This is a genomic window from Pedobacter sp. NJ-S-72 (genome assembly GCF_053890575.1).
Map to the genome: position 1 here is coordinate 631,322 of NZ_CM132681.1, position 24,313 is coordinate 655,634.

The following is a 24,313-nucleotide window of genomic DNA, read 5'->3' on the forward strand; positions in this document are numbered from 1 at the left end:
ATCAAGAAAAATAGCTCCATTATCTCTTATTGTGAAATTAGACATGACTTATTGATTCTTAAAATATTGATAATCGCTGTTATTTGTATTAATAGCTTCCACTATATAATAGACACCAGCGCCATAATGTTTGACATTAATAGCTTGTCCCGCCTCAATTGCGCTTCCAACTGCTCCAACACTAAAATTGGCAGTCACTCCATCATTAATTAGTTCCATCTATCACAAAATGTAGCATGTGGTTTTGAATGAGTATATAAGATTATACAATTTACTTTTATCTGACAATCCCCTTTCATTATTCTTTTCTAACAGAATATCTCTTTTAATTCTTATGTCCTGATCATCAGGATGTCTAACTAACCATAGACTACAAACTTCAATTTGCTTTTTCAATGCATTTGATTCGGCATCGTAAGGTTTCTGATTCATAGATTTCAAACAATCCAGTAAATTCAAATACGATCTTTTATAGTTTGGGTCGAGTTGAATAGCATTTCTTAAGTCCTTCTCAGTTGACAAGCAAAATCAAATAATATAAAGGTCAGAAAAGGAATAAATAAATTTTGCTTAATTACACGCAACATAATTGTTTTTTATAAAGCTGTCAAAGGACAAAGTCAGTAGCTGTATAGGGAGCAATATACAGCTTCTTAAATCATTTACATATTCTGCGAATGAAAGACTATGGACATGCTTATATGGTTCTTGTTGATTTCCCTGATCAGTTAAAAACCAACTATGGGGAAACAACTGGATTTTAGGGCGGAAGCTAAAGGCTCGGCAGAAATTATTACGAATGACAGGCGTCTGGTTCAAAGATTTTTTGATAACTTGAAATATGTGTTAAATAAGTAGAAGTTTTAGAATGTCAATAAATAAAATAGTGAAACTTTATATGATGAATCGGGTTAGAATTTTTATAATTATTCCTTTATCTATTGTTGTTATTTCTATAACTAGTAAGAATGCAAAAGCACAGGTTTCAAAGAACTTAGACTCGCTTTTTCAAACTTTAGTTCAACGAAATGCCTTTAGCGGAAGTATTCTAATAGCAGAACATGGAAAACCGATTTACGAAAAAACCTTCGGCTACGCCAATCTTGATACCCAAAAGCCAATAGATAAAAACACCATGTTCGAGCTGGCCTCTAACGCTAAACAATTTACCGCTATGGCCATTATACAGTTACACCAAAAAGGAAAATTGAAATATGAGGATAACCTGAAAAAATATTTCCCAAAATTTACCTTATAGCGATATTACTATTAATGACTTAATACATCATACCTCCGGAATACCTGATTTTTTGGGATGGGGAGCAAAAGAAATCGACGTTACAAAAATCAATTTTAATAAGGATATTTTAGAATCCTTACAAAAAGGTAGTGCAAAAACACTTTTTGGTCCAGGTATAAATATGGCCTATTCCAATACAAATTATGTATTATTAGCACTGATTGTTGAGAAAATTTCGGGAATAAGCTTTGCCAGTTATCTGCACAAGAATATTTTCGAACCGTTAGGGATGATGCATACACAGGTTTATGGTCAGCGTTATTTCAAAAAGAAAATTAATAACTATGCCTATGGATATATTTATGACGGAATTAAGGACAAATATCTTCTAAATGACAGTACTGAAAGATATCAGTATTTTTTTGATGGAGTTGCGGGGCCATATGGAATTAGCAGTACCGCAGAAGATTTATTGAAATGGGATCAGGCATTATACACAAAAAAAAACTAGCAAATAAGCAGGAAATTAAAAATGCCTTTACCCCATATCTATTGAAGGATGGTAAACCAGTAGAATTGATGGGGTTACCTTATGGCTTCGCGTGGATGATCAATGAACCTCAGAAATTTTATATTCATACGGGCGGGTATCCAGGCTATGCTTCTCTAATTGTAAGGTACTTTGGTAAAGGCCAGACCACCATTGTTTTAATGAATAATTACAATCGTATTGATGTCTATGAGTTAGGCTTTAATATAGAAAACATCATTAATAATCGGGAGTTCTCTACTCCAACTATAAAGACCTTTGCCAAGGTTGTTATTTTATCGGCCGAAAAGCTGATGAAATTTACGGGAGAATATCAATTTAAGGATAGCCCTGATTTTAGATATATCGTTACTAGTAAAAATAATCAGCTATTTGTTCAGCTTAGTGGTCAAATCTCCCGCGAAGTTTATCCTGAAACACAAAATACTTTCTTTTACACAGCGGTAGATGCCAAAATTGTCTTCACTGAAGATGAAAATGGCAGGGTCACAAAATTAACGTTAAAACAAAATGATAAAGAATTAGATTTTATTAAGATATAAGTAAAAGCCGACCAGAATAACCTTGACTTATAACTATTAGTGGAATAATAACTACTGATGGAAATTTGTTCAATATATTTTTGCTTCCAATTCTGCGATCAATACCGACTTTACAAGGGTAAATGCATAGTCTTTGGCTTCAGCAAATGAAATATCATATTTACGGGCTATATTCTGCATGTTTTCTGGAAAGCGGGATAACAGTTTATCATAATACTCATCTAAAACGTTAGATGAGGGCATTTGAAAATTTATTCTTAGCTGAAAACGTCTCAAAAGTGCAGTATCAATAATTTGAGCATGATTAGTGGCACATAGCAACAGGGCGTCTTCCGGATAATAATCTATCAATTGTATAAGCGTATTGACAAGTCTTCTCATTTCCCCTACATCTTTATCATCATTGCCACGGGCTTTGCCTATCTGATCAAATTCATCCAGGAAAAGAACTGCTTTTTCTTTGGCTGCTTTGTCAAAAATCACTTTGATATTTTGTGATGTCTCCCCGATCCTTGAGCAGACAATGTTGCTCAAATTGAGTATGAGAATGTCTTTTCCAAGTGCATTTGCTATGGCTTTAGCAGTTGTGGTTTTACCACAGCCCGAGCTTCCCTCCAGTAGTATCTTATTATTGACAGGCAACCCATATTTGTGCAACTCGTCGATATAGCCGTGTTCTTTGATCAGTTGTACAAATTCTTCCCGGTTGGCATGATCAAGAAATAAATCGTTCAGTGATACTTGTTCTTTGTCGTTAATAATAAGGTCGTATATGTTCATTGTCTAATATTTTCTTTATGCTTCTCCTGTTTTTGTTTGCTTAGCTAAGAAAGCCCTAAATTTTGCCCGCAAGGTACAAATAGTTAGGGCTATGGGATTATGGTTACTTCAAATCTTCTATGGAAGCTCCAAAATTAATGTGCAGCACATTCCCGTTAGGCGTGACTAAGGCAGGAACAGATTTTACACCTGCGCTTTCTGCATCTTTAACTTTTGCTTTTTCTGTTCCTAAGTGAACTACTTCTACTTGTTCTGAAGGAATAAGATTTAAAATATCCTGTTCTGCACTTATACATACCGGACAGCCTGCGTGATAAAAAATTGATTTTGCCATTTTAATCGTTTTTAATTTATGGATTGTTAATGATTGGCCTTTTTGACAGTGGATCTGTCGCTTTTGCTTAATTGTTAGACAAAGGTATTGCCTGTTTGGATTGTTATAATGGTACAGTTTATATAAAAACAGATGGTCCAGATGCTGTTATCCTGAAGTTAGAAATACATTATGTTTTAGGAATTCGTTACGAAAAAAGAGATGTAAAAATTAACTTTATGTTTCAAACAAATAAACCAGACGAGGATGGAGATACCAGCTAGTTTCATTAAGATATTTCCCGAATATCAAGATGTTTTTTTTATGACGATTTGGATAATCACAGAAAACATTTCCTGCCATTATGCTCTATTAACCTGAAGTTCTTTTCAGAAGATAAAGATCAATGGTTACATTTTGTATCTGTAAAAGAGATATATGACGGCCGGGTTGGTGAAAATACAACAGCGTTTCACACAGACTACACCAAGTGTGATATGTTTGGCTTTGATATCATAGATGGAAAATACAAATTCGATGGGAAGTGGGAGTACTTTACCGTTTCTACTGAAATTTTGCCGGAAAATTACCATCTGGAATATACCGACGAAGAGATACAATATAATTTTAACGAAGCGATGTATCAATTGAAGAAGTCGTACTATAAAAAGTTTGGGCAACTGTATGCGCGTGATTTCTACAGGCCTGGTTTAACGGTAGAAGGGATCAGGAAATTAGAACGGCTGCTTCAGCTTACTGCCGAAGATATACACAAAGATGAACCATCAGACTATTTCTCGGAGACTATAAGTAAGAAAATCAATGGAGTTATAGATGAAATTAATGTAGATAATCTCCCTCTTGATGAATGTGAGTGTTCAGGGGGGAATTTGATGGACAAACCTGTCAGAGCTGATGGAAATCTTTTTAACTATATTGCCTGTATGGAAGGGTACAATTTTCAGGAAAATGCCGCCGACCAGATCTACTTATTTCATGATGCTCAGATGAGCAAAGCTGTGATCTGCCTGGAATATACATGATAATAAATTTTTAATATGACAGGGATATCATCCAACAAGATTGTTTACAGAAAGGTAATTGCCAATGAAGTTGAACAATATCATCAAATAAGACTTCATTGTTTAAAAAATTCCCCTCAAAACTTCGGTACACTTTATGAAGAAGAATTAGGTTCATTAAATTTTAAGTTTGACAGAATAATAAATGAAAAATCTGAAACCGACTTCTTAATGGGTGCATTTATAAAAGAAAAACTTGTAGGAATTTGTGGTTTTATTCGGGAGAGAGAAGAGACAAGGCATACAGGAGAAATTAGCAGTATGTATGTAATGCCAGAATTCATAGGACAAAGAATTGGGTTTGGGCTTTTAAATGCTACAATTGAACTTGGTTTTGACGATCCCATTTTAGAAAACATTATTTTGTCAGTGGTAGACAAAAATCAAGCGGCTAAAAATCTCTATAAGAAGCTTGGATTTGTTGAATATGGAAAACTAAATAATTATTTTAAGTATGGCGAAGAATATGAAAATCTGGTATTCATGACCTTGACAAGAGATGAAAAGAATAATTTGTAATGATATTTATTATGAAAAATTTCTGATTTTATTTAGATAAGAATGATTCTAATTAAGAATGTTTTCTATATTTGGATATAAAAATAAATTATATGAAAAATTCATTCTCATTTATTGACTACAAAATTAAACTTATGGTTTTGTTTGTTTTCTTTTTTGGCTTAGTATTTTCTTCGTGTAAGCGGGATTTTGCTGAGCCAGCTCAAAATAGTGATAAAATCAGTTGTGTGGATGCCAGGATTAATGCACTTGAAAAACGGGGTTATTCTTTGGCTAAACAACTTAGCACATCAAATAGGGCATGTTATAAATTAAATGATACTACCGTTTTTATAAATAAGTAAATTAAATTGAATGCGAGGAGAGGAAGCTATGGTAAGTCTTCTATTGTTGCTGGAAATAATGGAGTTGATGAGATGGACTTTGCAAGTTACAGAATGTACAGTGATCAAAGTATACAATCTGGACTGATGAGTGTCGAAGCCCCTGATTTAATTGATGATGAGGATGTCGGAAATGATATTGCTTTTAATATTGGAAGTGACTTATTTTATGAATGTTCTTTTGTTGGGAAAACGATTTTTAAAAGTAATCAAGGGCCTGGGGATCTTTGGGGGATGCCTGGTGAACGTGTAGTAATAATCAATGTTACAGGGATGTCCTCTGCAATATGGCTACTTAATACTGCGACAACAGTCGATCCAGTTGGATCATTTGAAGAATTTGTAATTTGAATCTTGTTCACTTTGCTAATAGAGACGTACTATTATGACATGGAGCCTTTCAGAGATGAAGGGCTCCTTTATTTATCTGGATTTTCAAAAAATCGGGTTATATGTACTTCCAGAGATCTGGCAATTTTAGACAAGGTCTTTAAATTTGGCCAAACTTTATCTCTTTATTATCTACTTTTTCGCGTTTAATAAACTGTTTGTTTTTCATAGATGATAGATTCTATATATCCGATATATAAAATTTACATAACTATACTCATTATTAGGTGAATAATAAAACAAAAAGAAGCCCTTCATTTCTGAAAGGCTCTGTAACGGTGATGTGGTAATGGCGTTTCCCAATCTATGGCCAGGTTTGTGGAGGAGAAGTCACAACAATACTGGAAAGCTCTCCATTCAATGAATTTCTACCCTCTGAATAAAACACTACTCTGATATAGGCATCTTCATATGTGTGTTCTAAGCTAGTAAGTCTATAACAGCAAAGTTTTGTTTTACATAAACAATACATCGTCCTCTCGAATAATCAGCATCCGCATTTTTATAAAATGTTATTGTTGTACCAGCATCTGCACTAATCATGGCGTTATTGGCTTTATCGTTTAGATTTCCTCCAGTAGCGGCGTCATAATCCCTCATATTAACAATCTGACCATAGTTCACATTCCTAACATTAGGTTGACCAAAGTTCATTCCCGCAAACCCTGCTAGGAATCCACCATCTTTATAAAGGTATACTTCGAAATTATGCTTTAATTGAGCATTCGCATTAAATGTGGAGACCAGACAGAAGAATAGTGTCATTAGCATAGCAAATTTAAAATTTTTCATAGATTAATCAATTAAGTAAATATTTGTTTTTAATTACAATGTAAAACAATATGTTAAATTTTACAACATTTTATTAACTATCGTTGCTTTGTAAGTCCTGATAATTGTTAAATGAAATAATTATCTGATTGAAACTAATCAAGTTCATCCCACATGGAACTTCCGGCACCACTCATAGGAGGAGAACAGCCTAGAGGATTTACATTAACATATACCATGTTACGGCATACCGTAGTCCAGGTGCAAATATATTCCGTATGGCATTGCATGGTTATGCCTTCTGTCTTTTCGCAGATCCTCCATTGTTATAGTTTAATTCATTTTGTTTTTATCAGCTTCTTTAACTGTAGGAGAATATGTTACTCTAAAATATTCTTTGTTGTTTCTGATCATCAGATAAGTCCTGTTTCTTACCTCATTCGCCGTCATATCTTTATTGTTTTGTTCCATATGAGGAGTAAGAGGGATGAAGATATAAGATGTATCATTTGTTAATGAGCTTCAATTCCGGCTTGCAATTTCCCATTTCGGTAACCAGCTCATTTTTATCTGTGCATTAAATTGAGTTGTTAATTTTTTCTGTATTTTTAAAGCATAGAACTGATCTTTAACTTCAGTAATGTTGATCGTATTAATAGCATTTTTTTGATCATCATCATGAGATGAAAGTTTATCCTTCACAAACCAAGGGATCATGAGCAATAGCATCGCTCCGAGAGCAATAAATTTAGTAGCTTTTCCTTTCATTATTTTTTTTATTACGTTAATTACTTTTAAAGAATATCTCATGGCTAGTTAGTGTAAAAATCCGGCAATCATATTATTAGATAGATTCAAACATACAGGTCGTGATAACGAATAGGGTTGTAGCTGTCCGTCCCTGAAATGAGTTTACATAAGGAAGTTTTTCAAAACAGAAAAATGAGTATAAAAAACGAAAAGCCCAACAAGGGTAAAGGTGGTAGAAAAGCTATCCATTCAGAGAGTTTTAAGGTTCAGGCGGCTTTAGAATATTTATCAGGATCTTACAGTTATCCTCAGGTAGGGAAAAAACACGGATTAGCAGAACATACTGTATTATGGTTCGTATCTTGGTACCGAAAGAATCAAGATCTTATGATAGCGGATGAACCTATTGAAGCAGAATATTCGGCATTAAACCCTTCCCAGATCAGAGCACTTGAAAAACGAGTGGCTTTAGCAGAAATGAAAGTAGCAGTTCTTGAAAAAGTGATTGCTATTGCTAATGCCGAATATGGTACAGATCTTAAAAAAAAGCTCCTACCAAGTGATCGCAGAGCTAAGAGGCACCCGCAAGTATTATAGTATAGCTAATCTTTGCTGGGTAAATGGTTATACCAGGCAAGCCTGGTATAACCATTTACAAAGTGTTCAACTACAGTTACTAGAAGAACATATTGTACTGGAAAAGATTCAGCAAATCAGGAAAGATCTTCCAAAAACTGGATGTGTAAAGCTACATAAAGAGCTCAATAATGGGTTTTTACAGGCTCATGGGATTAGTATGGGTAGAGACGCTGTATTTGATTTGGTGCGTGCACATGGCCTGCTGATTAAGACCAAAAAGAAATGGGTTTATACGACTAATTCTTTTCACCGCTTCAAAATACACCCTGATCTGGTTCAACGAAGGCCGGCAATCCAGGCAGAAGAAATATGGGTCAGTGATATTACTTATCTGCGTACAGACAGTTGTTTTCTTTATCTTTCTTTAGTGACCGATGCCTATTCCAGAAAAATTGTGGGCTACCATTTATCAAGTGATTTAAAGGCTATTGGATACATTAAGGCTTTAAAACAAGCTTTAAAAAAAAACAGAAAATATCCTTCCAGACCGCTTATTCATCATTCTGACAGAGGAACTCAATATTGTTGTGATGACTATGTGACTCTATTGAAGGATAGTGATATTCAAATCAGCATGACTCAGACAGGAAGCCCTTATGATAACGCTATTGCTGAAAGAATAAATGGCATCTTAAAAATGGAATTTGATCTTGAAAAAACTTTCAAAAACATGTTGCAGGCAAAAACACAAGTTGATCTGGCGACTTATAAATATAACAACATCACAATACATGCTAGTTGCAATTTCCAAACACCACAAACCACTCATTTATTAGAGAATGTAACCCCAAAAATCAAAAAAGAAGCTATTTCCATCCTACTGTAAACTAAGAGTAGGAAAATGTAATAAACTAGGTAAACACAAATCAGTAATCTACTTTCTACTGTTAACTAATCTCAGTATAGGACAGGTCGGGTTGTCATCTATGTTGGGAAGGGGTTGGTAAGGCCTATGGCCTTACCAACCCCTTCCCAACATAGATGACTGACGCATCTTGATCTCTTTCTCTTCTTTTCTTAACTTATTAATGATAATGTTTATTGTAAAATAAAATACTTATCTTGTTGGAAACAAAAGGGCATTTATGTAATAATTATAATCATGGCAATATTAAAGGTTGAATCAAATAGAGGTTTTATAGGCAGGGTAGGTAACACGGTTACTTATGTTTTAAATGGACAAGTTGTAAAGCGCAAAATAGGGAAGAGTTCCAAAGAGCCTACTATTGCTCAACTTTCAGTAAGGCAGAGAACAAAAATTATTACCGAATTTTTAAATCCGGTCAAAGAATATTCAAGTTGGTTTTGAGTTTGAAGCCAGGTTAGAGCAGAAAAAAAATTCGCATAATATTGCCACCTCTTATAATTGGTTAAATGCCTTTACAGGAGTATATCCTGACCAAAAAATTGATTTTTCTAAAGTTTTGTTGAGTAGGGGAAACCTGCCAGTTACAAATAATATTGATGTAAAGCTTGTTGATAACAGAATAGAGTTTACCTGGGATAAAACCATTGCAACTGATAGAATAAAAGGTAGTGACAGGGTAATGTTACTGGCTTACTTACCTAAAGAAAATCGTGCAGTATCTTTAATTGGCGGTGCAGAACGATTAGAGGGAGGTGAACATTTAATCATCCCGGAATATAAACAGGGAATTCATATGGAGACTTATGTTTCTTTTGTTTCAGCAGATTATAAAAGAATTTCTAATAGTGTTTATGCTGGTAAGATTTGCAGTACTTGCAAAGGCGTATAATTGTTATTATCATTATTATTATACAATGATAATATGGTGAAATTTATATTTCATAATTATAAATAAATTACATATATTGTTGGTGAAGGGAAGATCTGCTAAATGTTATTATTAGCTGGCGATTCTTAGGCATTAATAATATGGCATGCTGCAAGAAAACAATGACAAGCTTGATGTTTTAATTAATCTGATCCACCAAATCTTAAAAAGGCTGGAACAGTTAAAACCCGTTGAAGAATTTGTTTTTTTGAATATTGTTGAAACTGCCAGCATGCTTAAGGTTAGTGAAAAGTCTATAAGACGGTGGCACAACGATGGGACTATCAAAGGGGTTTATATTGGTGGTTCTATGTACTTTTCAAAAAGCGAATTGGTGGAAAATGCCAAATTAAATAAGTTGAACAAGAGGTCAAAAGACACAACCCGCGAAAATTTTGAATGATAAATCCGATCAAAGCAATGACAAAAAAAAAAACCGATCGATAATTTTATTATCCCAATTGAAAATACTGGAGATTTGGTTTTTATTAAAAGAAATGAGTTCTTGAACTATCAAATTTCTGGATTGCAAAAGGAATGGAAGGACAAGGAGTCATGTTTTATAAATTTTGCTAAACGGACTGATTTAAAAGTAAATCTTTAACTAACTGATTTTAACAGAAAGGATGTTTTACGCAGCTGGATAATTTTAACTGATGGGAAGGGTGGATATTCTGGCGATACTGGTTCTTCGTCACTTTTGGTGAATTATGCTGACTTTGTGAGAACCATTTTTCTCAACAACTGAAAGCCTGCCCTGCCGTACATTTTTCTTTTGATGTTTTTGATTCGGTTTACCTGTCCTTCAACTTGTCCGTTACTTATAGTTGTTATCACTGCATTATTTACCGCCTCGTAGTCCTTCATTAGATTTTTGGCAAAGTTCTTCAGTCCACACTCAGATTTTAGCGCCTCCTCAATCCATTTTTTCAGCATTCCATCCTCCTTGGCAACAAAGAGATGTTTAAAGCCTTTTACCAGTTGCTCCATTTGTTTTATATCTGTGGTAGTTTTTCAAATAGTAATTTCAAAAAGTCTTTGTCATCATTTCCCTTAAGCTGGTCTGGTTCCATATATAGCATCAGAGACAGCCTGGTAGGCGACCAAGTCTTAATCGGCACCGGATAAAGAGGTTTTAATCGAGGGAGCGATTGGGTGTTATAAAGATCATTCATCTTAGCGCAAAACTGCGTGTACTTTCCGTTAAATCCCATCTGCATTATGGTTTTATGCAGTTCCCGGTACGTTTTATTCCTATTATGTTCCTGCAAAAGAAAATCTAGGAAAGCTTCCAGATTGGTTGAAGTCCTGGATTGTCTTTTCCCAAGCTGTTCCATGAGTATGTACTTCCTGACCGTTCCTCGTGCCAGTTTTGTGGTTCTAGCAATTTGCTTTATAGCAACACCATTGCTGCGTAGCTCTTTAACTTTCTCGAACTTATGTAGCCTGTCAACGCTAATATTAGCGGTTGAGACGTTCGGTTCTGTAATTTCCAGCGTACCTGGAGCTGGTTGTTCAAGTTCAACTGGTGTAGAAGTTCCTCTTTTCGGATCATTATAAAGGGTAAATATTTCCCTCAATTCTTTTCCTTTTGATTGAAAGATCCTCTTGGTTGCTTCTCCAAGGTTCATCAGCAAATGAAAGCGGTCTGCAACCTGGCTGGCAGCAGGTGCGCCAGTTTTCACGCCTAAAGCGTATGGACCGTACCGGTCTCTCGAAACTATTTTTATTTCCGGATGCTTCCTGAGCCATTCTGCAAGAGTACCTGACTCTCGGTCAGGCAGCAAGTCTATTACTTCTTTTCTTTCTAGATCAACAATAACAGTTCCGTAAGTCTTTCCTTTTTTGAATGCCCAGTCATCTACGCCGATTATACCAGATGTTAATGCCTTAGGCTGGATCTCAATCCTTTTGATCACACGCAATATAGTGGTTGGGCTAACAGGTACGCCAACATAGCGACTGATTGCAGCACCTGTATTTCCACCCAGCTCAAGTGCCATCCGCTTAAGAAGGTCATTCGAACGAACCATTCTTCTGTAGTAAGGTCTGATTTCACAATCGAAGCGTTCAGTAAATACTTTTCTCGGGCATACCGCATTATCACAAAAGTATTTCCTCGCTTTGAGCTTAACTTTGGCCATGTGTCCGGAAATAGGTAGATCTAAAAGGGTTCTGGAATACCTGCTATGGATTCTATTGCTTGTTTTGCCACAAATGGGACAAGCCGAATATTTTTGACAAACAGAAGTATGAATATAAAGTACTCCTGGTTCTGAATAGATTGTTTCAGCTTTTAGCTGTAAATTAGAAGGAAGGATAAACTGTGATATCATAAGACAATAGTATATTATAAAATTACACATATATTATACTTATATTTGTCTTTATTAAAAGAAAAATATAGTGGGAAAATCTGTATTAAAAGTTCAGCGATCGGAAGCTGGAGAGATAAAGAAACTATTAAATACAAATGACGCTTACACTGTAGGTGTAATAAGGTTATATTTGGTATACCTAGTTGCTTTAGGTCATTCAAGTAGGAAGCTATCTGAACTTCATAATATAAGTTTCAAGCAAATAACCAATTGGGTACATAGATTTGAACAAGAGGGAATTGAAGGCCTAAAAGATAGAAAGGGACGTGGCAGACGTAGTGCACTATCAGATGAACAGTTAGACAGGATTAAAGAACTGGTGCTAAAAGAAGCTCCGGAGAAATACGGCTTTCAATCAGAAAAATGGACAGGACCGCTATTGGCGCAATGGATCAAGAAGGAATACGGCTTGGAATATCAAAAAGCACAGATATACAATCTTCTAGAAAAAGCGGGAATCGCCTTTAAAAAAAGATCTGGACTAGTTTTAAAAGTGTAATTATTTAATAAACTTTCACCAAAAGTGACGAAGAACCAGCATCGTCCAGAATATCCAGGAAGGGGATAGATGTTTAGGATAGCGTTTATTTTTGGGTTCTGTCAGTATTCGTAGAGAGCCTGGGCTTATCGCTCACTTTTGATGATTGTTTTGAAGTTTTCAAATTCTTCGTTTGAATAGTTGGTCCGATTTATTACTGTCATGCCATTTAGGATTTGTGCAAATACCGGTGCGACATATAGAAGTCGGTTGTCAAGAATGAATGCAAGTTGTTTTCCGATTGCCTTCTTTGTTGCAACAGCCCAAAGTTTTGAACCTGGTCCGTCAAGTTGCATAAACAACCGATAATATTCTGCGCCACCCACATTGTTTTCTTCAATTGAAAGGTTGATGGGTGTAACAATTGGATGCCTGTCAATAAAATAGATCTCCTTCGATTTATCCAATTGCCGTTTAATGCCTTTACCGCTATCGACAACATAATACCAACCTGTATAGAGAGTTGTGCCTTTTTGTTGCGCAATTTCGGGGTTATCTTTTATGTGGTGCTCAGGGTCACTGATCAATCTATCTTCGGGTTTTGTTTGTCTGCCAGTTGATTCACTGTCAAAACAAGCCGTTAATATATAGCAACATCGATAGAATTAAAGTCGTTGTAGTTTTCATAGTTTGTCTTTTCGTAACGTATGGGCAAAGGAAGTGCAAAAGCTTTGTTGGCAGAAGTTTTTATTCTATTTTTTCAAGGTTAATATTTTTTTCGATTAATGTTGAAATCGATATTTTACTTCCTTCAATAAGTTTAGGGTTCATTTTCCCAAACCTTGTTGCCGTAAATTTTAATTCAAAACCACTAACTGTCCATTTCGGATCGAAATATTCAGATTTCGATATTGTATATTCCCCTTTACTACTTATTTGTTTTACTATAACATCCTTGCTTGAATAGTTCTTGTCATTGCTATTTGGTGTTTTTAATAAAGTTGATGTATAAATTGTAAGTTCGTTTATGTTTTTTAACTCTTTCCATTTGATAACCGTATTTTTATTCAAATCGCCTTGTTCGGCACATTCTATATTTTCAATTTTTTCTTCACTCAAGGAGTTAATACTTCCAAGGAAATATTTTTTCCGTTAGATAGTTTTATTTCAAAATTATAGATTTGGTTTGTAGGTGCATTTTCTGAATAATACCTTGATTCATCAATATAATATAAGCCTTGACGATGTTGTAGTGCGGTTTCAATACCATTTACTATTATTTTTATAGAATCGTTCCTAATGCTTTTACTATGTTTATCAAATAAATTGATAGTCATCCAACTATCCTTTCCGTCAGTAGGTTTTTGAGTAATCTCGATAGTTGCACCTATTAATCCAATATCTTCTACCTTTTCTGAGGAAAGATTTGAATTACAAGATGTCAATACGAAGATGCAAAGTAAAAATGATATTGGATGTTTCATAAGTCTCAGTAGTTTATCTGGTCAGATCCGTTTTACAAAATTACCACTAACGTTTTTGGACTTGGAGAAGTGGCGATGATTTGTCTGTGTATCGATTCATTTTCTATAATGATTTCATGCACAGGATCTATTTTTCTTAGTGCATCTATAATTTCCAGATAGGTTAAATCGTGAAAATTCATTATTAACCTCCCTTTTCCCAGGAACCTTTTTCGTTAAGAATTTTTAAATAGCTGTCATATGGTTCATTAGCGTGATAAAGTTGATATAGCTGATCGGTTAGTTCTGTGAGAAAGTTAAAGAAAATTGAAAAGTCTTCTTTTGAGTTGTAAAGCCCGCCCCACTCATTCAACACCCAATTTAACGTTTTTCCATCACCAATTGTGATTGAAAATAGGAGATTTGGAGTATCAACATCGGTTTGTTTATAAAAGTCGTACTGTAATCCCCCTAACAATGCTATTTCCCGAACAGGAATCTGGATGGAGCGTATTTCCGAAAATAAAGCCGAACCGAAACAAATGCTGGTAAAGCCTTTTTCACTTAGTGATACTATATCTGTCGACTGCCTTTCGAAGAAAACCTTAAACAGCCTGTAAATCGATACTAGCATTAAAGGGAAGAAGATCAGCAATAGCCATGCAGGGAAAAGCGGGTGCGAATCTGAATCTGCCAGTAAAAAATTAACGGCTGTTAATGGAATAGTCAGCAGGGTGGTAAAAAACCAAAACAGAAGGCTTGAGTTTTTTTGGTTATTATTAAAACGGAAGCGATAGGTATTCATAGCCAGTTAAATTACTCATAATTTAACTTTTATTTCTAAAACACCTGGACAATTACGGACAATCCCGGACAATGCCGGACATCAGCCTCTGATTATTAGTTTGTTATCCTTTTCTATTCTACATTCGTTCAACGAGTCCAAAAGCTTGCCGGCACGCAACGACTTGAATTAACAGATTTTTTAACATTTCAATAATTCAATTTATGGCAATTTTAGAACAGGGCCTAATAGGCACTTTTACAGGGAAAATGGGATCGTTAGTGGTTTCAAAATGGAAAAACAAGTATGTTGGAAAGGCTAAGCCTAAACCGTCTTCAAAACCGGGATCTGATATCCAGCTTGATTACCGCTCCAAATTCACACTAATGGGGAAATTCTTACGCCGCTTTAGTGAACATATTCCAATCGGATATCAGAACCCGCAGATTGGAACAACAAAAATGAATGACGCAATGAGCTATAATCTGCTTAATTCTATTACTGGTGTTTATCCAAACTACAAAGTGAACTATGCAAATATAAAGCTTAGCGAGCCGGGGTTTAAGGGCGATATTGATGGGATGGAGAGTTTTGTATTAACAGCATTGCCTCAGTCAAAACTCAAATTTACCTGGAAGAATCCTGCTGTGTTTAATTCGAAGAGGACACAGGACACGGATATCGCTTATGTTGTGTTTTATCATGCAGATAAAATGATCACGATTGATCCACCGCGTCCATTAAGAAGCAAACTGGAACTTGATATTACTATGCCAAGAATATTCCTTGGCGAAGTTCATGGCTGGGTTTTCTTTGGCTCCGCAGATCGCAAGTTCGTTTCCCATACTCAATATCTGGGTAAGGTAACTGTGATCGAGTAATCTTAAAGATCCCCTGATTGATTATGAGATCCTTCGGGGGATCTTTTTAACAAATTCAATTATTATTCATGTTTTTTAAAGAATTACGTTATGGAAACTAAAGACATAAAGTTATACAGGTTACCTATAATCCCATTTTCTAATTCCCCGGTATTTAAGGGGATAAAACAGCATCTTCTTTTTCTGTTTTTATTGTTTATATGGTGTTTTGCTCCGCCTTTACTGCGCGGTATCGATGAAACCGCAGGAAACATTGATCAAAGTATCTGGCTATTGATTTTATTAAGCTTAATCAGCTTTTTATTAGTGGCAGGTTTATGCTGGTGGTTATTACAGCGGGTTTGGGCAATGTCTGGCCTTCCTTCTTTCTCAATAATGGTTTCACAGTTTAACAATTTGGCATTATGGCAACAATTAAGCTTTTACTGGGCATCTTTTGCTTTGCTATTACTGGCAGCATCGGTTTGCTTAAGCGCGATCTGTTAGTACAGAATGTGTCTGGGCGAGCAGTAGCTTCGGTTGATGAGGTGGTGAAAGAACGGTTACGATTAGTTCAGTTTGCTGTGATGGAAATAGGGGTTAGGGAGAAGACTGGTCAAAATGATGGGATAAGAGTAGAAGTATATCTGGCTAGTGTGGATCTTAAAAAAGGATTGCCCTGGTGCGGGGCATTTATTAGCTGGGTTTTTAAAAAAGCTGGTTATGCCGCCCCCCGGACAGGGTGGACTCCGGCTCTTTTTCCATCTTCAAGGTTAGCAAGATCGGCTTTGCCGGGAAATTTACTGGGGGGGTGTATTTTCCTAAACTGAAACGGATAGCTCATGTGGGGCTGATTGAGAAATTAGATGGTGAGTGGTGTTTGTCGGTTGAAGGGAATACAAATAGTGAGGGTAGCAGTGAAGGGGATGGCGTTTATCGTAAACGCAGACATGTGAAAACTATTTACCAAATGGCAGATTGGGTGAAAAAAAACGGAAGGCGGGTACCGTGAAAGGGAGTTGTTTTTGGCTGATTTTTTTCCTGTTTTACTCCTGTTTTCTTTTTGTGGTTGTGGTTTGTTGAAGAGTTCTAAGGTCATGACTGGGCAGTCGAATCAGGGTCATAAAAGTAAAACTGATTTGGCATTCTTTGAAAAGAAAGATGTGACTAGAAAATCGACGGACTTTGTTCATTATTCAGATGCTATGGATCGTGATTATAGGATTCAGTTCTGGCCTAAAGGGGTATTTACATTTTCTGCGGAAAAAGGGTTTATTGGTGAGGCCGATAGTGTTTCGATTAGTGGGAGTAACAGGAGCAGGTTGTCTTATTCGGGAATGGCTCAGCTTGAGGAAAGAGATATGAGTAAGGTGGAAGGTAAGTTCAAGCAAAGTGATCAGGTGGTTTCGAATCAGAAAACTAAGGTTAAAGCGAGTTCTGTTTCCTGGCTTTGGGTATTTGGAGGTTTATTAGCAGTAGGTATCTGGTTATGGAGATACAAAAATTAACAAATCAATTTTACATTAAAATTTGAAATTATGGCAATTATAAAAGGTGGATTAGCGGGCGTAATAGCGGCTTATCAAGCAAGTGATAAAAGGACTAGTTTATATAAAATACTTAATAATATTAAGACAGAACGGAAGAAATCATTAAAACCGCCTACAGAAGCTCAGCAAAAATATCGTTTGAAATTTCGTTTAATGGGTTTATTTGTTGCACGTTTAAATGATCTGGTTGGTATTGGTAATTTGTTCAGGAAAAGAAAAGATGGACTTACGGCCAGGCACATAATTGCCAGAGCGATTTTAAATGAGGGGATTGTTGGAGAGTATCCTGATCTCAGGATCAATTATGAAAGTATAGCGTTGAGCAGGGGCAAGTTGGGATCTGTAGGGTATCCGGAATTGATAATCAAAACAAAGAAGAAGATTCGGGTGAGCTGGAAAAATTTCGGGGGAGACGATCAGGATTCAGTTGTCGTTTTTATTTACAATGAAACTAAGGATAAGGAGTCCTGTTTTAAAGATGTGGCTAGACGGAGTGATTTGAAAGTTGAGTTGAGCTACAACTAACTGATTTTAACAGAAAGGATGTTTTACATGGGTGGATAATTTTAACTGATGGGAGGGGGAAAGATGTTTCTGATAGTGTTTATATGAGTAGTTTGAAGGGGTAGGTGGGGGAAGAGCGTACAAAAAATGGTTTTGTATGCTCTTTTTTTTGTGGTTAATGAGGATTATTTATATGTGGATATAGAACCTCAATAGGTATTTCGCGTAATTTCTTAGTTAAACTGTCTTTAAGGTAGTATTTAATACCTGACTTTATTGACCCCTTGGTATTAAACTCGATGGTATACACATTAGGGAAATGTCTTCCTTCATTATAATAATGACGATTGTAAGTGAAATCCAGTATTTGATATTTATAAAATTTAGATTCACCCGGAGATTCAAGATCCAGTTTTGTGAAATCAATCATACCGTGAGCTTTTTTTAATTTAGCTGTATCAGGTAAGCTTGAATTGTATTTTAAAAATCTATAGCTATAATATCTGTAACTAGTATCAAAAGTGATGGTATCCAATATCTTCAGTAATTGCTTAAGATCGGTGTCTTTATAGTTAAAAACGTAATAAGCACCAGATATTGCGGTTCTGTTTTTTACAGTATCAGGTTCTTTGTCAGAAATAGGGCCATCGTAAACTTTAACAAAGTTGACCGGTTTTTTATTCTCACATCCAAATAAGCATATTATTAACAACAATAAATAAATAAATACTTTTTTCATTAGAATATCACTTTAAGATTATGCTCGTATTTAAAAAGATTAATAAATGGCTTATAACCTCGTTGATGTTGCAATACCCATAGAGCTGCCAGTGGTTTTCTTGCAAACAAAGCTGCTGGTCTAAAATTTGTAAAATCAGATTCATCTACTCCGTACCAATCTTTAATCAACACTTCTAACGAAATATTAGCAGTGTGTGGTTTATTAGTTCCTTTTCCGTATCGGTCAAGGGAACTTTGTTCAAAGTTCTCTCTGATCACGTTATTTTTAATTTCCCTTCCCTGAACCCCTCCAATAGCAATCATTTCTGATAAATTGGTTGGTGAAACTCTAAAATTTGGCATATTTAATTCAATAGATTTTGATACATCTATTCTTCCACCTCTACTATCATGAAACATAGTATGATTAGCTTTAATATCTCTTGCTATAGACTCAAATAAGGCATTTTTATTAGTAAATTCAGAAACCCATCTTTCCATTTTCATCTCATTAACCTGGCCAAGTCTGGTCATGAAATAATTTTTTATTTTAGGTCCATAATCAGAATTATTCAAGGGTTCAAATGCAAGGTTTAACAGATTGTTATCTGTCATTTTTGTTAAACCCCATGTTAATAAATAAGCTTTAGCAGCTTTGTCTTTTGGTTCCAGATTTTTATGACTCTGCGTTTCTTCCTCTTTGCCTCGTCTAGACTCCGTATTTCCAAATCTCCCATAAATCGTTACTGCTCCCATTATTAATTGACCCGATTTTTTAGTTTGCGATATTTAAATATATGTATAATAAGCACTTTTTCTTAAGATATTTAAACGATATTAACATTTATCTAAATTACTGCGCGATAAAAGAGCTTGTTTGACCCATTTGCCCAATTCTAAATTTCTTGTAAATTATTAGAATTCTAAGAGGAAATTTTTTTGATTTTTGGTGAAATGAGTAGTTGACTCATGATTTTTCCAATTGACAGCAACATATCTTCTTTAAATTTCAAATTGAATTATCTTTAGGTATAATCATCAATAATTATAAACTACATTTTAATTATTTACCTTAGCAGGTATCTCTCGTTGTGAGAAGATTTAATACCATTTCATATATAAGACTGAATGAAGTTAACCTCTTATCATGCTAAATATTTTGCTCATGAACTCACTCGGCAATTACCCTCTAATGATGTAGGTAAATTTACCGCTTCGTTACAAGATGCGCAGGTGGATTTAAATCCGCACCAAGTAGAGGCAGCTTTATTTGCTTTTCAGTCCCCCTTATCTCACGGAGCAGTTTTAGCTGATGAAGTTGGTTTAGGCAAAACAATTGAAGCGGGTATAATTTTATCTCAGCAATGGGCGGAACGTAAAAGAAAATTGTTAATTATATGTCCGTCCAACTTGCGAAAGCAATGGAATCAGGAACTAGCAGACAAATTTTTTCTTTCTTCTACAATCTTAGAAACTAAATCTTTTAATCAATCAATAAAAGAAGGATTTTTAAATCCTTTTAACAGAGAAGATAGTATAATTATTTGTTCTTATCAATTTGCGAAAAATAAGGCTCCTTATTTGGAACAAACAAAATGGGATTTAGTGATTATAGATGAAGCACATCGATTAAGAAATGTTTATAAAGCATCTAACAAAATTGGTAATGCCATAAAGGAAGCATTAGCAGACAGGAAAAAGGTATTGCTTACAGCTACGCCACTGCAAAATTCTATATTGGAGCTATATGGTTTAGTGAGTATTATAGATGATTATATATTTGGCGATTTAAAAAGTTTAAAAGTCAATACAGCAAACAGTTGGATGAAGAAGATTATGATGAACTAAAAAATAGATTACGACCTATCTGTAAAAGGACACTTCGCCGCCAGGTGTTAGAATATATAAATTATACAAATAGAAAAGCAATAAGAGAAGAATTCTATCCATCAGACGACGAGCAAAAATTATATGATTGGGTTTCTGAATACTTACAAAGACCTAAATTATATGCCTTGCCATCTAGCCAAAGGCAATTAATGACTTTGATACTACGAAAATTATTAGCATCATCAACTTATGCCATCTATGGTACTTTAGACACCTTGGTTATAAAGCTAGAAGAAATTTTAATTAGTAATACGCCAAATTTATTTGATGATGTTCAAGCAGATTACGAAAGTTTAGAGGAACAAGAGGAGGAATGGCAAGAAGAGGATGAAGAAGATGATATTATAGATATTATTAATTATTCTGATGAAGATTTAGAGGATATTAAGATAGAAATTGAAGACCTAAAAAAAAGTTTAGAACACTAGCTCAAGTAATAAGCAAAAACAGTAAAGCCGAAAAACTTTTTGAGGCTTTAAATAAAGGTTTTAAAGAACTAGAACGATTAAAGGCAAATCAAAAAGCTTTAATATTTACTGAATCAAGAAGAACACAAGAATTTTTAATCAATCTACTAGAAGCTCGCGGTTATAAAGATAAAGTTGTTCAATTTAATGGTTCTAACAATGATCATAAATCCAATGCGATTTATAAGACATGGGTGAAAGAACATAAAGACACCGATAAAATAACAGGTTCGCCTACTGCGGATAAAAGAGCAGCCATAGTTGATTATTTCAAGGAAGAAGCAACTATAATGGTAGCAACGGAAGCGGCCGCTGAAGGAATCAATCTTCAATTTTGTTCACTTGTTGTAAATTTTGATTTACCCTGGAATCCTCAACGTATAGAACAAAGAATAGGTAGGTGCCATCGTTACGGTCAAAAGTTTGATGTGTGTAGTTGTGAATTTTCCTCAACCTTGCAAATGCGGCAGACATTAGAGTTTACGAATTATTAGAGCAAAAATTTCAATTGTTCGAAGGAGTTTTTGGTTCTAGTGATGAAATATTAGGCGCAATTGGTAATGGTGTTGATTTTGAAAAACGTATTGCTCAAATCTATCAAAACTGTCGTACTACGAAAACCATAAAGCAAGCTTTTGACGATTTACAAAGAGAGTTGCAACCAGAGATATCGGAAAAAATACAAGCTGTAAGAACTACCCTTCTAGAAAATTTTGATGAAGAAGTAAAAGAGAAATTAAGGGTGAATTTTGCAGAAACTAAAGCAAACCTAAATAGATTTGAGCAAAAACTTTGGGATACTACTCAATTCTATTTAAATGATAATGCGACATTTAATAGTGACGATTTTTCCTTTAGTTTAAACCAAAACCCATTTCCTGACGAGAATATACATCAAGGACCATACATGATTTTACGACCAGAAGAGGGTAAGAGAAAATCAGACATATATGTACCCGATGATACAAATATTTATCGAATTGGCCATAAATTAGCAAAACGTATTTTAAAGGCTTGTAAAGAACAAAATACGCCAGTAAAGGAAGTTGTTTTTGATTATAGCAATACCCCAACTAAAATAACACTATTGCAAAATCTGATCGGTCAATCAGGATGGTTACAGGTTCAAACTTTAAGTATCAATTCTTTCGAGCAGGAAGATTATTTATTGCTTTCTTGCTTTACAGAAAATGGAGAACTGATAGATAGAAAGACAGCGGCGAGATTCTTTTCTATAGATGCTAAGGAAGGCGGTACGGTATCCATACCTATCAAAATAGAAGATACTTTCAAAGAACTTATTTTTAAAGAAAAACAAGGAGTATTATCAGAAAATGCCAATCGAAACAGAGATTTCTTTGACGTAGAAATGGATAAGCTAGACCAATGGGCAGACGATATGAAAATTAGTTTGGATAGGGAAATAAAAGACTTAGATGCCGAAAATTAAACTTCGTAAAGCAGAAGCTAAAAAAATGCTGAATTTAGATGCTAAAGTTAAAGCCCAACGTCAGATTAAAGAGTTAGAAAAAAAACGTAGCGAAAAACGCCAAACACTTTTTGTGGCTCAAGACCAAATAGATAATAAAAAGGAAAACCTTTTAATAAATATTGAAAAAATGCTTAGCCAGAAAATTGATCAAAAAGAACTATTTACATTTAAATGGAGGATGATTTAATAAGTGAAAACAACTAAACACAAAATTGAAAGTGAAAAAGTAACTATCCAAAAGATATTTAAAGATTTTTGGTTTCGAATTCCTGAATACCAACGTTCTTATGTTTGGCAAACTGATAATATTACTGAGCTTTTGGAAGATATTTTCTATGCCGCAGAAAATAATTCAGAATCTGAATATTTCCTTGGATCATTAGTCCTCCAAAAACGAACTATTGTTGATTCTATAAACGGAAATGAGATAACATTTAATGAGTATGATCTATTAGATGGTCAACAAAGAATGACAACAATTTTGCTGATTTTAGCAGTTATTAGGGATATCGCAGAAAAAGAAGGGCTTGTAAAAAGCTGTTCAAACTTCATTTATCAGCAAGAAGATGAATTTGAACAAATACCAGAGCGTTTAAGGATGGTTTATAAAATCCGGGATAAAGTTGAAACTTTTATTCAAAAACATATTAAAGAAAAAGGTGGAACCCAATTACGTAAAGAATTAGAGGCTGAAATGGAGATAAAAAATCTTTCTATTTCAAATATGTCTAGTGGCATTTTAAGTATTCATGAATATTTCGGCACCAAAACTCAGGCTGAAATAGAAAAGTTTGCAAAGCATTTATTCAATAATGTAATTGTTATATATGTTTCTTCAGAGGAATTAGAAGACGCTTTTAGATTATTTACTATCCTAAATAGTAGAGGGGTACCCTTAACAAATGCCGATATTATAAAATCTTTAAATCTTGGTGAAGTTACTGAGGTTGATGTCAAGATGGCAGAAGAGTGGGAAGAGTTAGAGGGTTCAATGGGTAATGAGGATTTCAATCGCCTATTATCTTTTTTTAGAACTATTTATGTGAAAGAAAAAGCAAGGGAAAATCTTGTTAAAGAATTTGAGGATAAAATATATAAAGCCAAGCCACCGTTATTAAAAAAAGGCAAGGAAACTTTTGATGCTATTTTTAGTTATGCTGAAATATATAAGAAGGTGATCTTTCTGGAAGACCTGCCTTCTACAGTTCCAATTAAATTTCAGAATTTGATAATGATTATGTGGTATGGCCTCCCATCTAATGATTGGATACCACCTATATTGGCTTATTATAAGAAGTTCCAACATCAAGATTTGTTGCCTTTTACAGTGAAATTGGCAAATAAATTTAGTGCAGATTGGATTTCGCAATTAGGCCCATCATCTCGTATAAATAATATGGCAAATATATTGAAGGCAATAGAGAAGTATAAAAATAGTGAAGAATTATTGACTGATCAACTTGTTTTTGACTATTCTTTGGAGATAATTAAGGTAAATGTGAACTCGCAATTGTATAGAAGGCGATTTGGGAAATATATCTTGTTATTACTAGAATACTTAATGCATGATCAAAATTCAGTATTTCCTGATTTTGAAAAGCTTTCTGTAGAGCATATTTTGCCTCAAAATCCTTCTGCCAAAAGTCAATGGGTTAAAATATTTACTGATGATGAGAGAAATCAAAATACCCATAATTTGGGAAACTTGCTTTTAATATCAAGGAGTAAAAATTCTTCATTGGGTAGAAAAGATTTTGCTGAAAAAAAGGAAACTTATTTTTCAGCATCTGTAAGTGTATTTCCTAATTCTGTTAGAGTAATGAAACATACTGAATGGACACCAACATTATTACAAGAACGACATAAAGATTTATTAGATAAGGTAACTAAGCATTATAGTTAATATATAAATGCAAAAAAAAAAAAACTACAAAAACTAGAACTTACCTGGATTGGCAAAGGCGATGAGCCC

40 protein-coding genes are annotated in these 24,313 nt (G+C 34.6%); 26 read left to right on the top strand and 14 right to left on the bottom strand.

Annotated elements, in window-relative coordinates; genetic code table 11:
* Positions 1-48: 48 nt before the first annotated feature.
* A complete protein-coding gene (locus tag ACWYN3_RS04125; protein ID WP_456219987.1) occupies positions 49-219 on the bottom strand; it encodes a hypothetical protein in 171 nt (56 codons plus the stop codon).
* Positions 220-886: 667 nt separating this feature from the next.
* On the opposite strand from ACWYN3_RS04125, the gene ACWYN3_RS04130 reads away from it, so the two are divergent.
* The 3 genes from ACWYN3_RS04130 to ACWYN3_RS04140 are packed head-to-tail and all read left to right on the top strand — an operon-like array spanning position 887 to position 2,332.
* The gene (locus ACWYN3_RS04130; protein ID WP_456219988.1) at positions 887-1,258 is read left to right on the top strand and encodes a serine hydrolase domain-containing protein; all 372 of its coding nucleotides are present in this window, start codon (positions 887-889) and stop codon (positions 1,256-1,258) included.
* Between the two features lie 52 nt (positions 1,259-1,310).
* Entirely contained in the window at positions 1,311-1,751 is a 441-nt protein-coding gene (locus ACWYN3_RS04135; RefSeq protein WP_456219989.1) for a serine hydrolase domain-containing protein, read from the top strand.
* Positions 1,718-2,332, top strand: coding sequence for a DUF3471 domain-containing protein (locus ACWYN3_RS04140; RefSeq protein ID WP_456219990.1), 615 nt, complete (start codon positions 1,718-1,720; stop codon positions 2,330-2,332). The genes ACWYN3_RS04135 and ACWYN3_RS04140 overlap by 34 nt, the downstream gene beginning before the upstream one ends.
* Before the next feature lie 69 nt (positions 2,333-2,401).
* On the opposite strand, the gene ACWYN3_RS04145 is transcribed toward ACWYN3_RS04140, so the two are convergent.
* The gene (locus ACWYN3_RS04145; RefSeq protein ID WP_456219991.1) at positions 2,402-3,112 is read right to left on the bottom strand and encodes an AAA family ATPase; all 711 of its coding nucleotides are present in this window, start codon (positions 3,110-3,112) and stop codon (positions 2,402-2,404) included.
* Between the two features lie 103 nt (positions 3,113-3,215).
* The gene (locus tag ACWYN3_RS04150; RefSeq protein WP_456219992.1) at positions 3,216-3,446 is read right to left on the bottom strand and encodes a thioredoxin family protein; all 231 of its coding nucleotides are present in this window, start codon (positions 3,444-3,446) and stop codon (positions 3,216-3,218) included.
* Positions 3,447-3,517: 71 nt separating this feature from the next.
* Here ACWYN3_RS04150 and ACWYN3_RS04155 point away from each other — a divergent pair, with 71 nt between their 5' ends.
* The 5 genes from ACWYN3_RS04155 (at position 3,518) to ACWYN3_RS04175 (ending at position 5,760) form a co-directional block, all read left to right on the top strand.
* Positions 3,518-3,709, top strand: a complete 192-nt coding sequence (locus ACWYN3_RS04155; RefSeq protein WP_456219993.1) for a hypothetical protein — start codon at positions 3,518-3,520, stop codon at positions 3,707-3,709.
* A gap of 48 nt (positions 3,710-3,757) precedes the next feature.
* The gene (locus ACWYN3_RS04160) at positions 3,758-4,468 is read left to right on the top strand and encodes a hypothetical protein (protein ID WP_456219994.1); all 711 of its coding nucleotides are present in this window, start codon (positions 3,758-3,760) and stop codon (positions 4,466-4,468) included.
* Positions 4,469-4,483: 15 nt separating this feature from the next.
* A complete protein-coding gene (locus tag ACWYN3_RS04165) occupies positions 4,484-5,026 on the top strand; it encodes a GNAT family N-acetyltransferase (protein ID WP_456219995.1) in 543 nt (180 codons plus the stop codon).
* A 92-nt stretch (positions 5,027-5,118) separates the two neighbouring features.
* The gene (locus ACWYN3_RS04170; protein ID WP_456219996.1) at positions 5,119-5,370 is read left to right on the top strand and encodes a hypothetical protein; all 252 of its coding nucleotides are present in this window, start codon (positions 5,119-5,121) and stop codon (positions 5,368-5,370) included.
* A 6-nt stretch (positions 5,371-5,376) separates the two neighbouring features.
* Positions 5,377-5,760 (top strand): hypothetical protein, encoded by a 384-nt coding sequence (locus ACWYN3_RS04175; protein ID WP_456219997.1) that lies wholly within the window; start codon positions 5,377-5,379, stop codon positions 5,758-5,760.
* Between the two features lie 459 nt (positions 5,761-6,219).
* Here the strand turns inward: ACWYN3_RS04175 and ACWYN3_RS04180 are convergent, their stop codons facing one another.
* On the bottom strand, positions 6,220-6,591 hold the full coding sequence (locus tag ACWYN3_RS04180) for a hypothetical protein (RefSeq protein ID WP_456219998.1): 372 nt from the start codon (positions 6,589-6,591) through the stop codon (positions 6,220-6,222).
* A gap of 501 nt (positions 6,592-7,092) precedes the next feature.
* The gene (locus tag ACWYN3_RS04185; protein ID WP_456219999.1) at positions 7,093-7,338 is read right to left on the bottom strand and encodes a hypothetical protein; all 246 of its coding nucleotides are present in this window, start codon (positions 7,336-7,338) and stop codon (positions 7,093-7,095) included.
* A 174-nt stretch (positions 7,339-7,512) separates the two neighbouring features.
* Between ACWYN3_RS04185 and ACWYN3_RS04190 the strand changes: the two genes are divergently transcribed.
* From ACWYN3_RS04190 to ACWYN3_RS04210, 5 genes are all read left to right on the top strand, one after another.
* Entirely contained in the window at positions 7,513-7,917 is a 405-nt protein-coding gene (locus tag ACWYN3_RS04190; RefSeq protein WP_456220000.1) for a transposase, read from the top strand.
* A complete protein-coding gene (locus tag ACWYN3_RS04195) occupies positions 7,880-8,785 on the top strand; it encodes an IS3 family transposase (protein ID WP_456220001.1) in 906 nt (301 codons plus the stop codon). Before ACWYN3_RS04190 ends, ACWYN3_RS04195 begins: the two co-directional genes overlap by 38 nt.
* A 276-nt stretch (positions 8,786-9,061) precedes the next feature.
* Positions 9,062-9,268, top strand: coding sequence for a hypothetical protein (locus ACWYN3_RS04200; protein ID WP_456220002.1), 207 nt, complete (start codon positions 9,062-9,064; stop codon positions 9,266-9,268).
* Positions 9,269-9,308: 40 nt separating this feature from the next.
* Positions 9,309-9,716, top strand: coding sequence for a DUF6266 family protein (locus ACWYN3_RS04205; RefSeq protein ID WP_456222881.1), 408 nt, complete (start codon positions 9,309-9,311; stop codon positions 9,714-9,716).
* A gap of 145 nt (positions 9,717-9,861) precedes the next feature.
* Positions 9,862-10,158, top strand: coding sequence for a helix-turn-helix domain-containing protein (locus ACWYN3_RS04210; RefSeq protein WP_456220003.1), 297 nt, complete (start codon positions 9,862-9,864; stop codon positions 10,156-10,158).
* A 305-nt stretch (positions 10,159-10,463) separates the two neighbouring features.
* Here ACWYN3_RS04210 and ACWYN3_RS04215 read toward each other — a convergent pair whose 3' ends face one another.
* Both ACWYN3_RS04215 and ACWYN3_RS04220 read right to left on the bottom strand, forming a co-directional pair.
* The gene (locus ACWYN3_RS04215) at positions 10,464-10,745 is read right to left on the bottom strand and encodes a transposase (RefSeq protein WP_456220004.1); all 282 of its coding nucleotides are present in this window, start codon (positions 10,743-10,745) and stop codon (positions 10,464-10,466) included.
* A 5-nt stretch (positions 10,746-10,750) separates the two neighbouring features.
* Positions 10,751-12,121: an ISL3 family transposase gene (locus tag ACWYN3_RS04220; protein WP_456220005.1), complete on the bottom strand. Its 1,371-nt coding sequence runs from the start codon at positions 12,119-12,121 to the stop codon at positions 10,751-10,753.
* Positions 12,122-12,161: 40 nt separating this feature from the next.
* Here ACWYN3_RS04220 and ACWYN3_RS04225 point away from each other — a divergent pair, with 40 nt between their 5' ends.
* Positions 12,162-12,632, top strand: a complete 471-nt coding sequence (locus ACWYN3_RS04225) for a helix-turn-helix domain-containing protein (RefSeq protein ID WP_456220006.1) — start codon at positions 12,162-12,164, stop codon at positions 12,630-12,632.
* A gap of 125 nt (positions 12,633-12,757) precedes the next feature.
* On the opposite strand, the gene ACWYN3_RS04230 is transcribed toward ACWYN3_RS04225, so the two are convergent.
* The 5 genes from ACWYN3_RS04230 to ACWYN3_RS04250 form a co-directional block, all read right to left on the bottom strand.
* Complete coding sequence (locus tag ACWYN3_RS04230) at positions 12,758-13,198, bottom strand: SecDF P1 head subdomain-containing protein (RefSeq protein WP_456220007.1); 441 nt, start codon at positions 13,196-13,198, stop codon at positions 12,758-12,760.
* Between the two features lie 160 nt (positions 13,199-13,358).
* Positions 13,359-13,730 (bottom strand): hypothetical protein, encoded by a 372-nt coding sequence (locus tag ACWYN3_RS04235; protein ID WP_456220008.1) that lies wholly within the window; start codon positions 13,728-13,730, stop codon positions 13,359-13,361.
* Positions 13,727-14,095: a hypothetical protein gene (locus ACWYN3_RS04240; protein WP_456220009.1), complete on the bottom strand. Its 369-nt coding sequence runs from the start codon at positions 14,093-14,095 to the stop codon at positions 13,727-13,729. Before ACWYN3_RS04240 ends, ACWYN3_RS04235 begins: the two co-directional genes overlap by 4 nt.
* A gap of 32 nt (positions 14,096-14,127) precedes the next feature.
* Positions 14,128-14,277: a hypothetical protein gene (locus ACWYN3_RS04245; protein WP_456220010.1), complete on the bottom strand. Its 150-nt coding sequence runs from the start codon at positions 14,275-14,277 to the stop codon at positions 14,128-14,130.
* A 2-nt stretch (positions 14,278-14,279) separates the two neighbouring features.
* On the bottom strand, positions 14,280-14,708 hold the full coding sequence (locus ACWYN3_RS04250; RefSeq protein ID WP_456220011.1) for a hypothetical protein: 429 nt from the start codon (positions 14,706-14,708) through the stop codon (positions 14,280-14,282).
* Positions 14,709-15,082: 374 nt separating this feature from the next.
* Here ACWYN3_RS04250 and ACWYN3_RS04255 point away from each other — a divergent pair, with 374 nt between their 5' ends.
* The 6 genes from ACWYN3_RS04255 to ACWYN3_RS04280 all read left to right on the top strand — a co-directional run bounded on the left by ACWYN3_RS04255 (position 15,083) and on the right by ACWYN3_RS04280 (position 17,793).
* Complete coding sequence (locus tag ACWYN3_RS04255; RefSeq protein ID WP_456220012.1) at positions 15,083-15,739, top strand: DUF6266 family protein; 657 nt, start codon at positions 15,083-15,085, stop codon at positions 15,737-15,739.
* A gap of 90 nt (positions 15,740-15,829) precedes the next feature.
* Positions 15,830-16,225 (top strand): hypothetical protein, encoded by a 396-nt coding sequence (locus tag ACWYN3_RS04260; protein ID WP_456220013.1) that lies wholly within the window; start codon positions 15,830-15,832, stop codon positions 16,223-16,225.
* 8 nt (positions 16,226-16,233) lie between these two features.
* A complete protein-coding gene (locus ACWYN3_RS04265; RefSeq protein ID WP_456220014.1) occupies positions 16,234-16,548 on the top strand; it encodes a hypothetical protein in 315 nt (104 codons plus the stop codon).
* Positions 16,530-16,730, top strand: a complete 201-nt coding sequence (locus ACWYN3_RS04270) for a hypothetical protein (RefSeq protein ID WP_456220015.1) — start codon at positions 16,530-16,532, stop codon at positions 16,728-16,730. Before ACWYN3_RS04265 ends, ACWYN3_RS04270 begins: the two co-directional genes overlap by 19 nt.
* Positions 16,731-16,881: 151 nt before the next feature.
* Complete coding sequence (locus ACWYN3_RS04275; protein WP_456220016.1) at positions 16,882-17,226, top strand: hypothetical protein; 345 nt, start codon at positions 16,882-16,884, stop codon at positions 17,224-17,226.
* A gap of 30 nt (positions 17,227-17,256) precedes the next feature.
* On the top strand, positions 17,257-17,793 hold the full coding sequence (locus tag ACWYN3_RS04280; protein WP_456220017.1) for a DUF6266 family protein: 537 nt from the start codon (positions 17,257-17,259) through the stop codon (positions 17,791-17,793).
* 154 nt (positions 17,794-17,947) lie between these two features.
* On the opposite strand, the gene ACWYN3_RS04285 is transcribed toward ACWYN3_RS04280, so the two are convergent.
* Together ACWYN3_RS04285 and ACWYN3_RS04290 are read right to left on the bottom strand one after the other, a co-directional pair.
* Positions 17,948-18,511, bottom strand: a complete 564-nt coding sequence (locus ACWYN3_RS04285) for a hypothetical protein (RefSeq protein ID WP_456220018.1) — start codon at positions 18,509-18,511, stop codon at positions 17,948-17,950.
* The gene (locus ACWYN3_RS04290) at positions 18,511-19,248 is read right to left on the bottom strand and encodes a hypothetical protein (protein ID WP_456220019.1); all 738 of its coding nucleotides are present in this window, start codon (positions 19,246-19,248) and stop codon (positions 18,511-18,513) included. The genes ACWYN3_RS04285 and ACWYN3_RS04290 overlap by 1 nt, the downstream gene beginning before the upstream one ends.
* A gap of 372 nt (positions 19,249-19,620) precedes the next feature.
* On the opposite strand from ACWYN3_RS04290, the gene ACWYN3_RS04295 reads away from it, so the two are divergent.
* The 6 genes from ACWYN3_RS04295 to ACWYN3_RS04320 all read left to right on the top strand — a co-directional run bounded on the left by ACWYN3_RS04295 (position 19,621) and on the right by ACWYN3_RS04320 (position 24,244).
* Complete coding sequence (locus ACWYN3_RS04295; protein ID WP_456220020.1) at positions 19,621-20,340, top strand: DEAD/DEAH box helicase; 720 nt, start codon at positions 19,621-19,623, stop codon at positions 20,338-20,340.
* Complete coding sequence (locus tag ACWYN3_RS04300) at positions 20,313-20,810, top strand: hypothetical protein (protein WP_456220021.1); 498 nt, start codon at positions 20,313-20,315, stop codon at positions 20,808-20,810. The genes ACWYN3_RS04295 and ACWYN3_RS04300 overlap by 28 nt, the downstream gene beginning before the upstream one ends.
* 137 nt (positions 20,811-20,947) lie before the next feature.
* The gene (locus tag ACWYN3_RS04305) at positions 20,948-21,343 is read left to right on the top strand and encodes a helicase-related protein (RefSeq protein ID WP_456222882.1); all 396 of its coding nucleotides are present in this window, start codon (positions 20,948-20,950) and stop codon (positions 21,341-21,343) included.
* 14 nt (positions 21,344-21,357) lie between these two features.
* Positions 21,358-22,299, top strand: coding sequence for a hypothetical protein (locus ACWYN3_RS04310; RefSeq protein WP_456220022.1), 942 nt, complete (start codon positions 21,358-21,360; stop codon positions 22,297-22,299).
* Complete coding sequence (locus ACWYN3_RS04315; RefSeq protein ID WP_456220023.1) at positions 22,286-22,528, top strand: hypothetical protein; 243 nt, start codon at positions 22,286-22,288, stop codon at positions 22,526-22,528. Before ACWYN3_RS04310 ends, ACWYN3_RS04315 begins: the two co-directional genes overlap by 14 nt.
* Positions 22,529-22,531: 3 nt before the next feature.
* Positions 22,532-24,244, top strand: a complete 1,713-nt coding sequence (locus tag ACWYN3_RS04320) for a DUF262 domain-containing protein (RefSeq protein ID WP_456220024.1) — start codon at positions 22,532-22,534, stop codon at positions 24,242-24,244.
* Positions 24,245-24,313 lie beyond the last annotated feature (69 nt).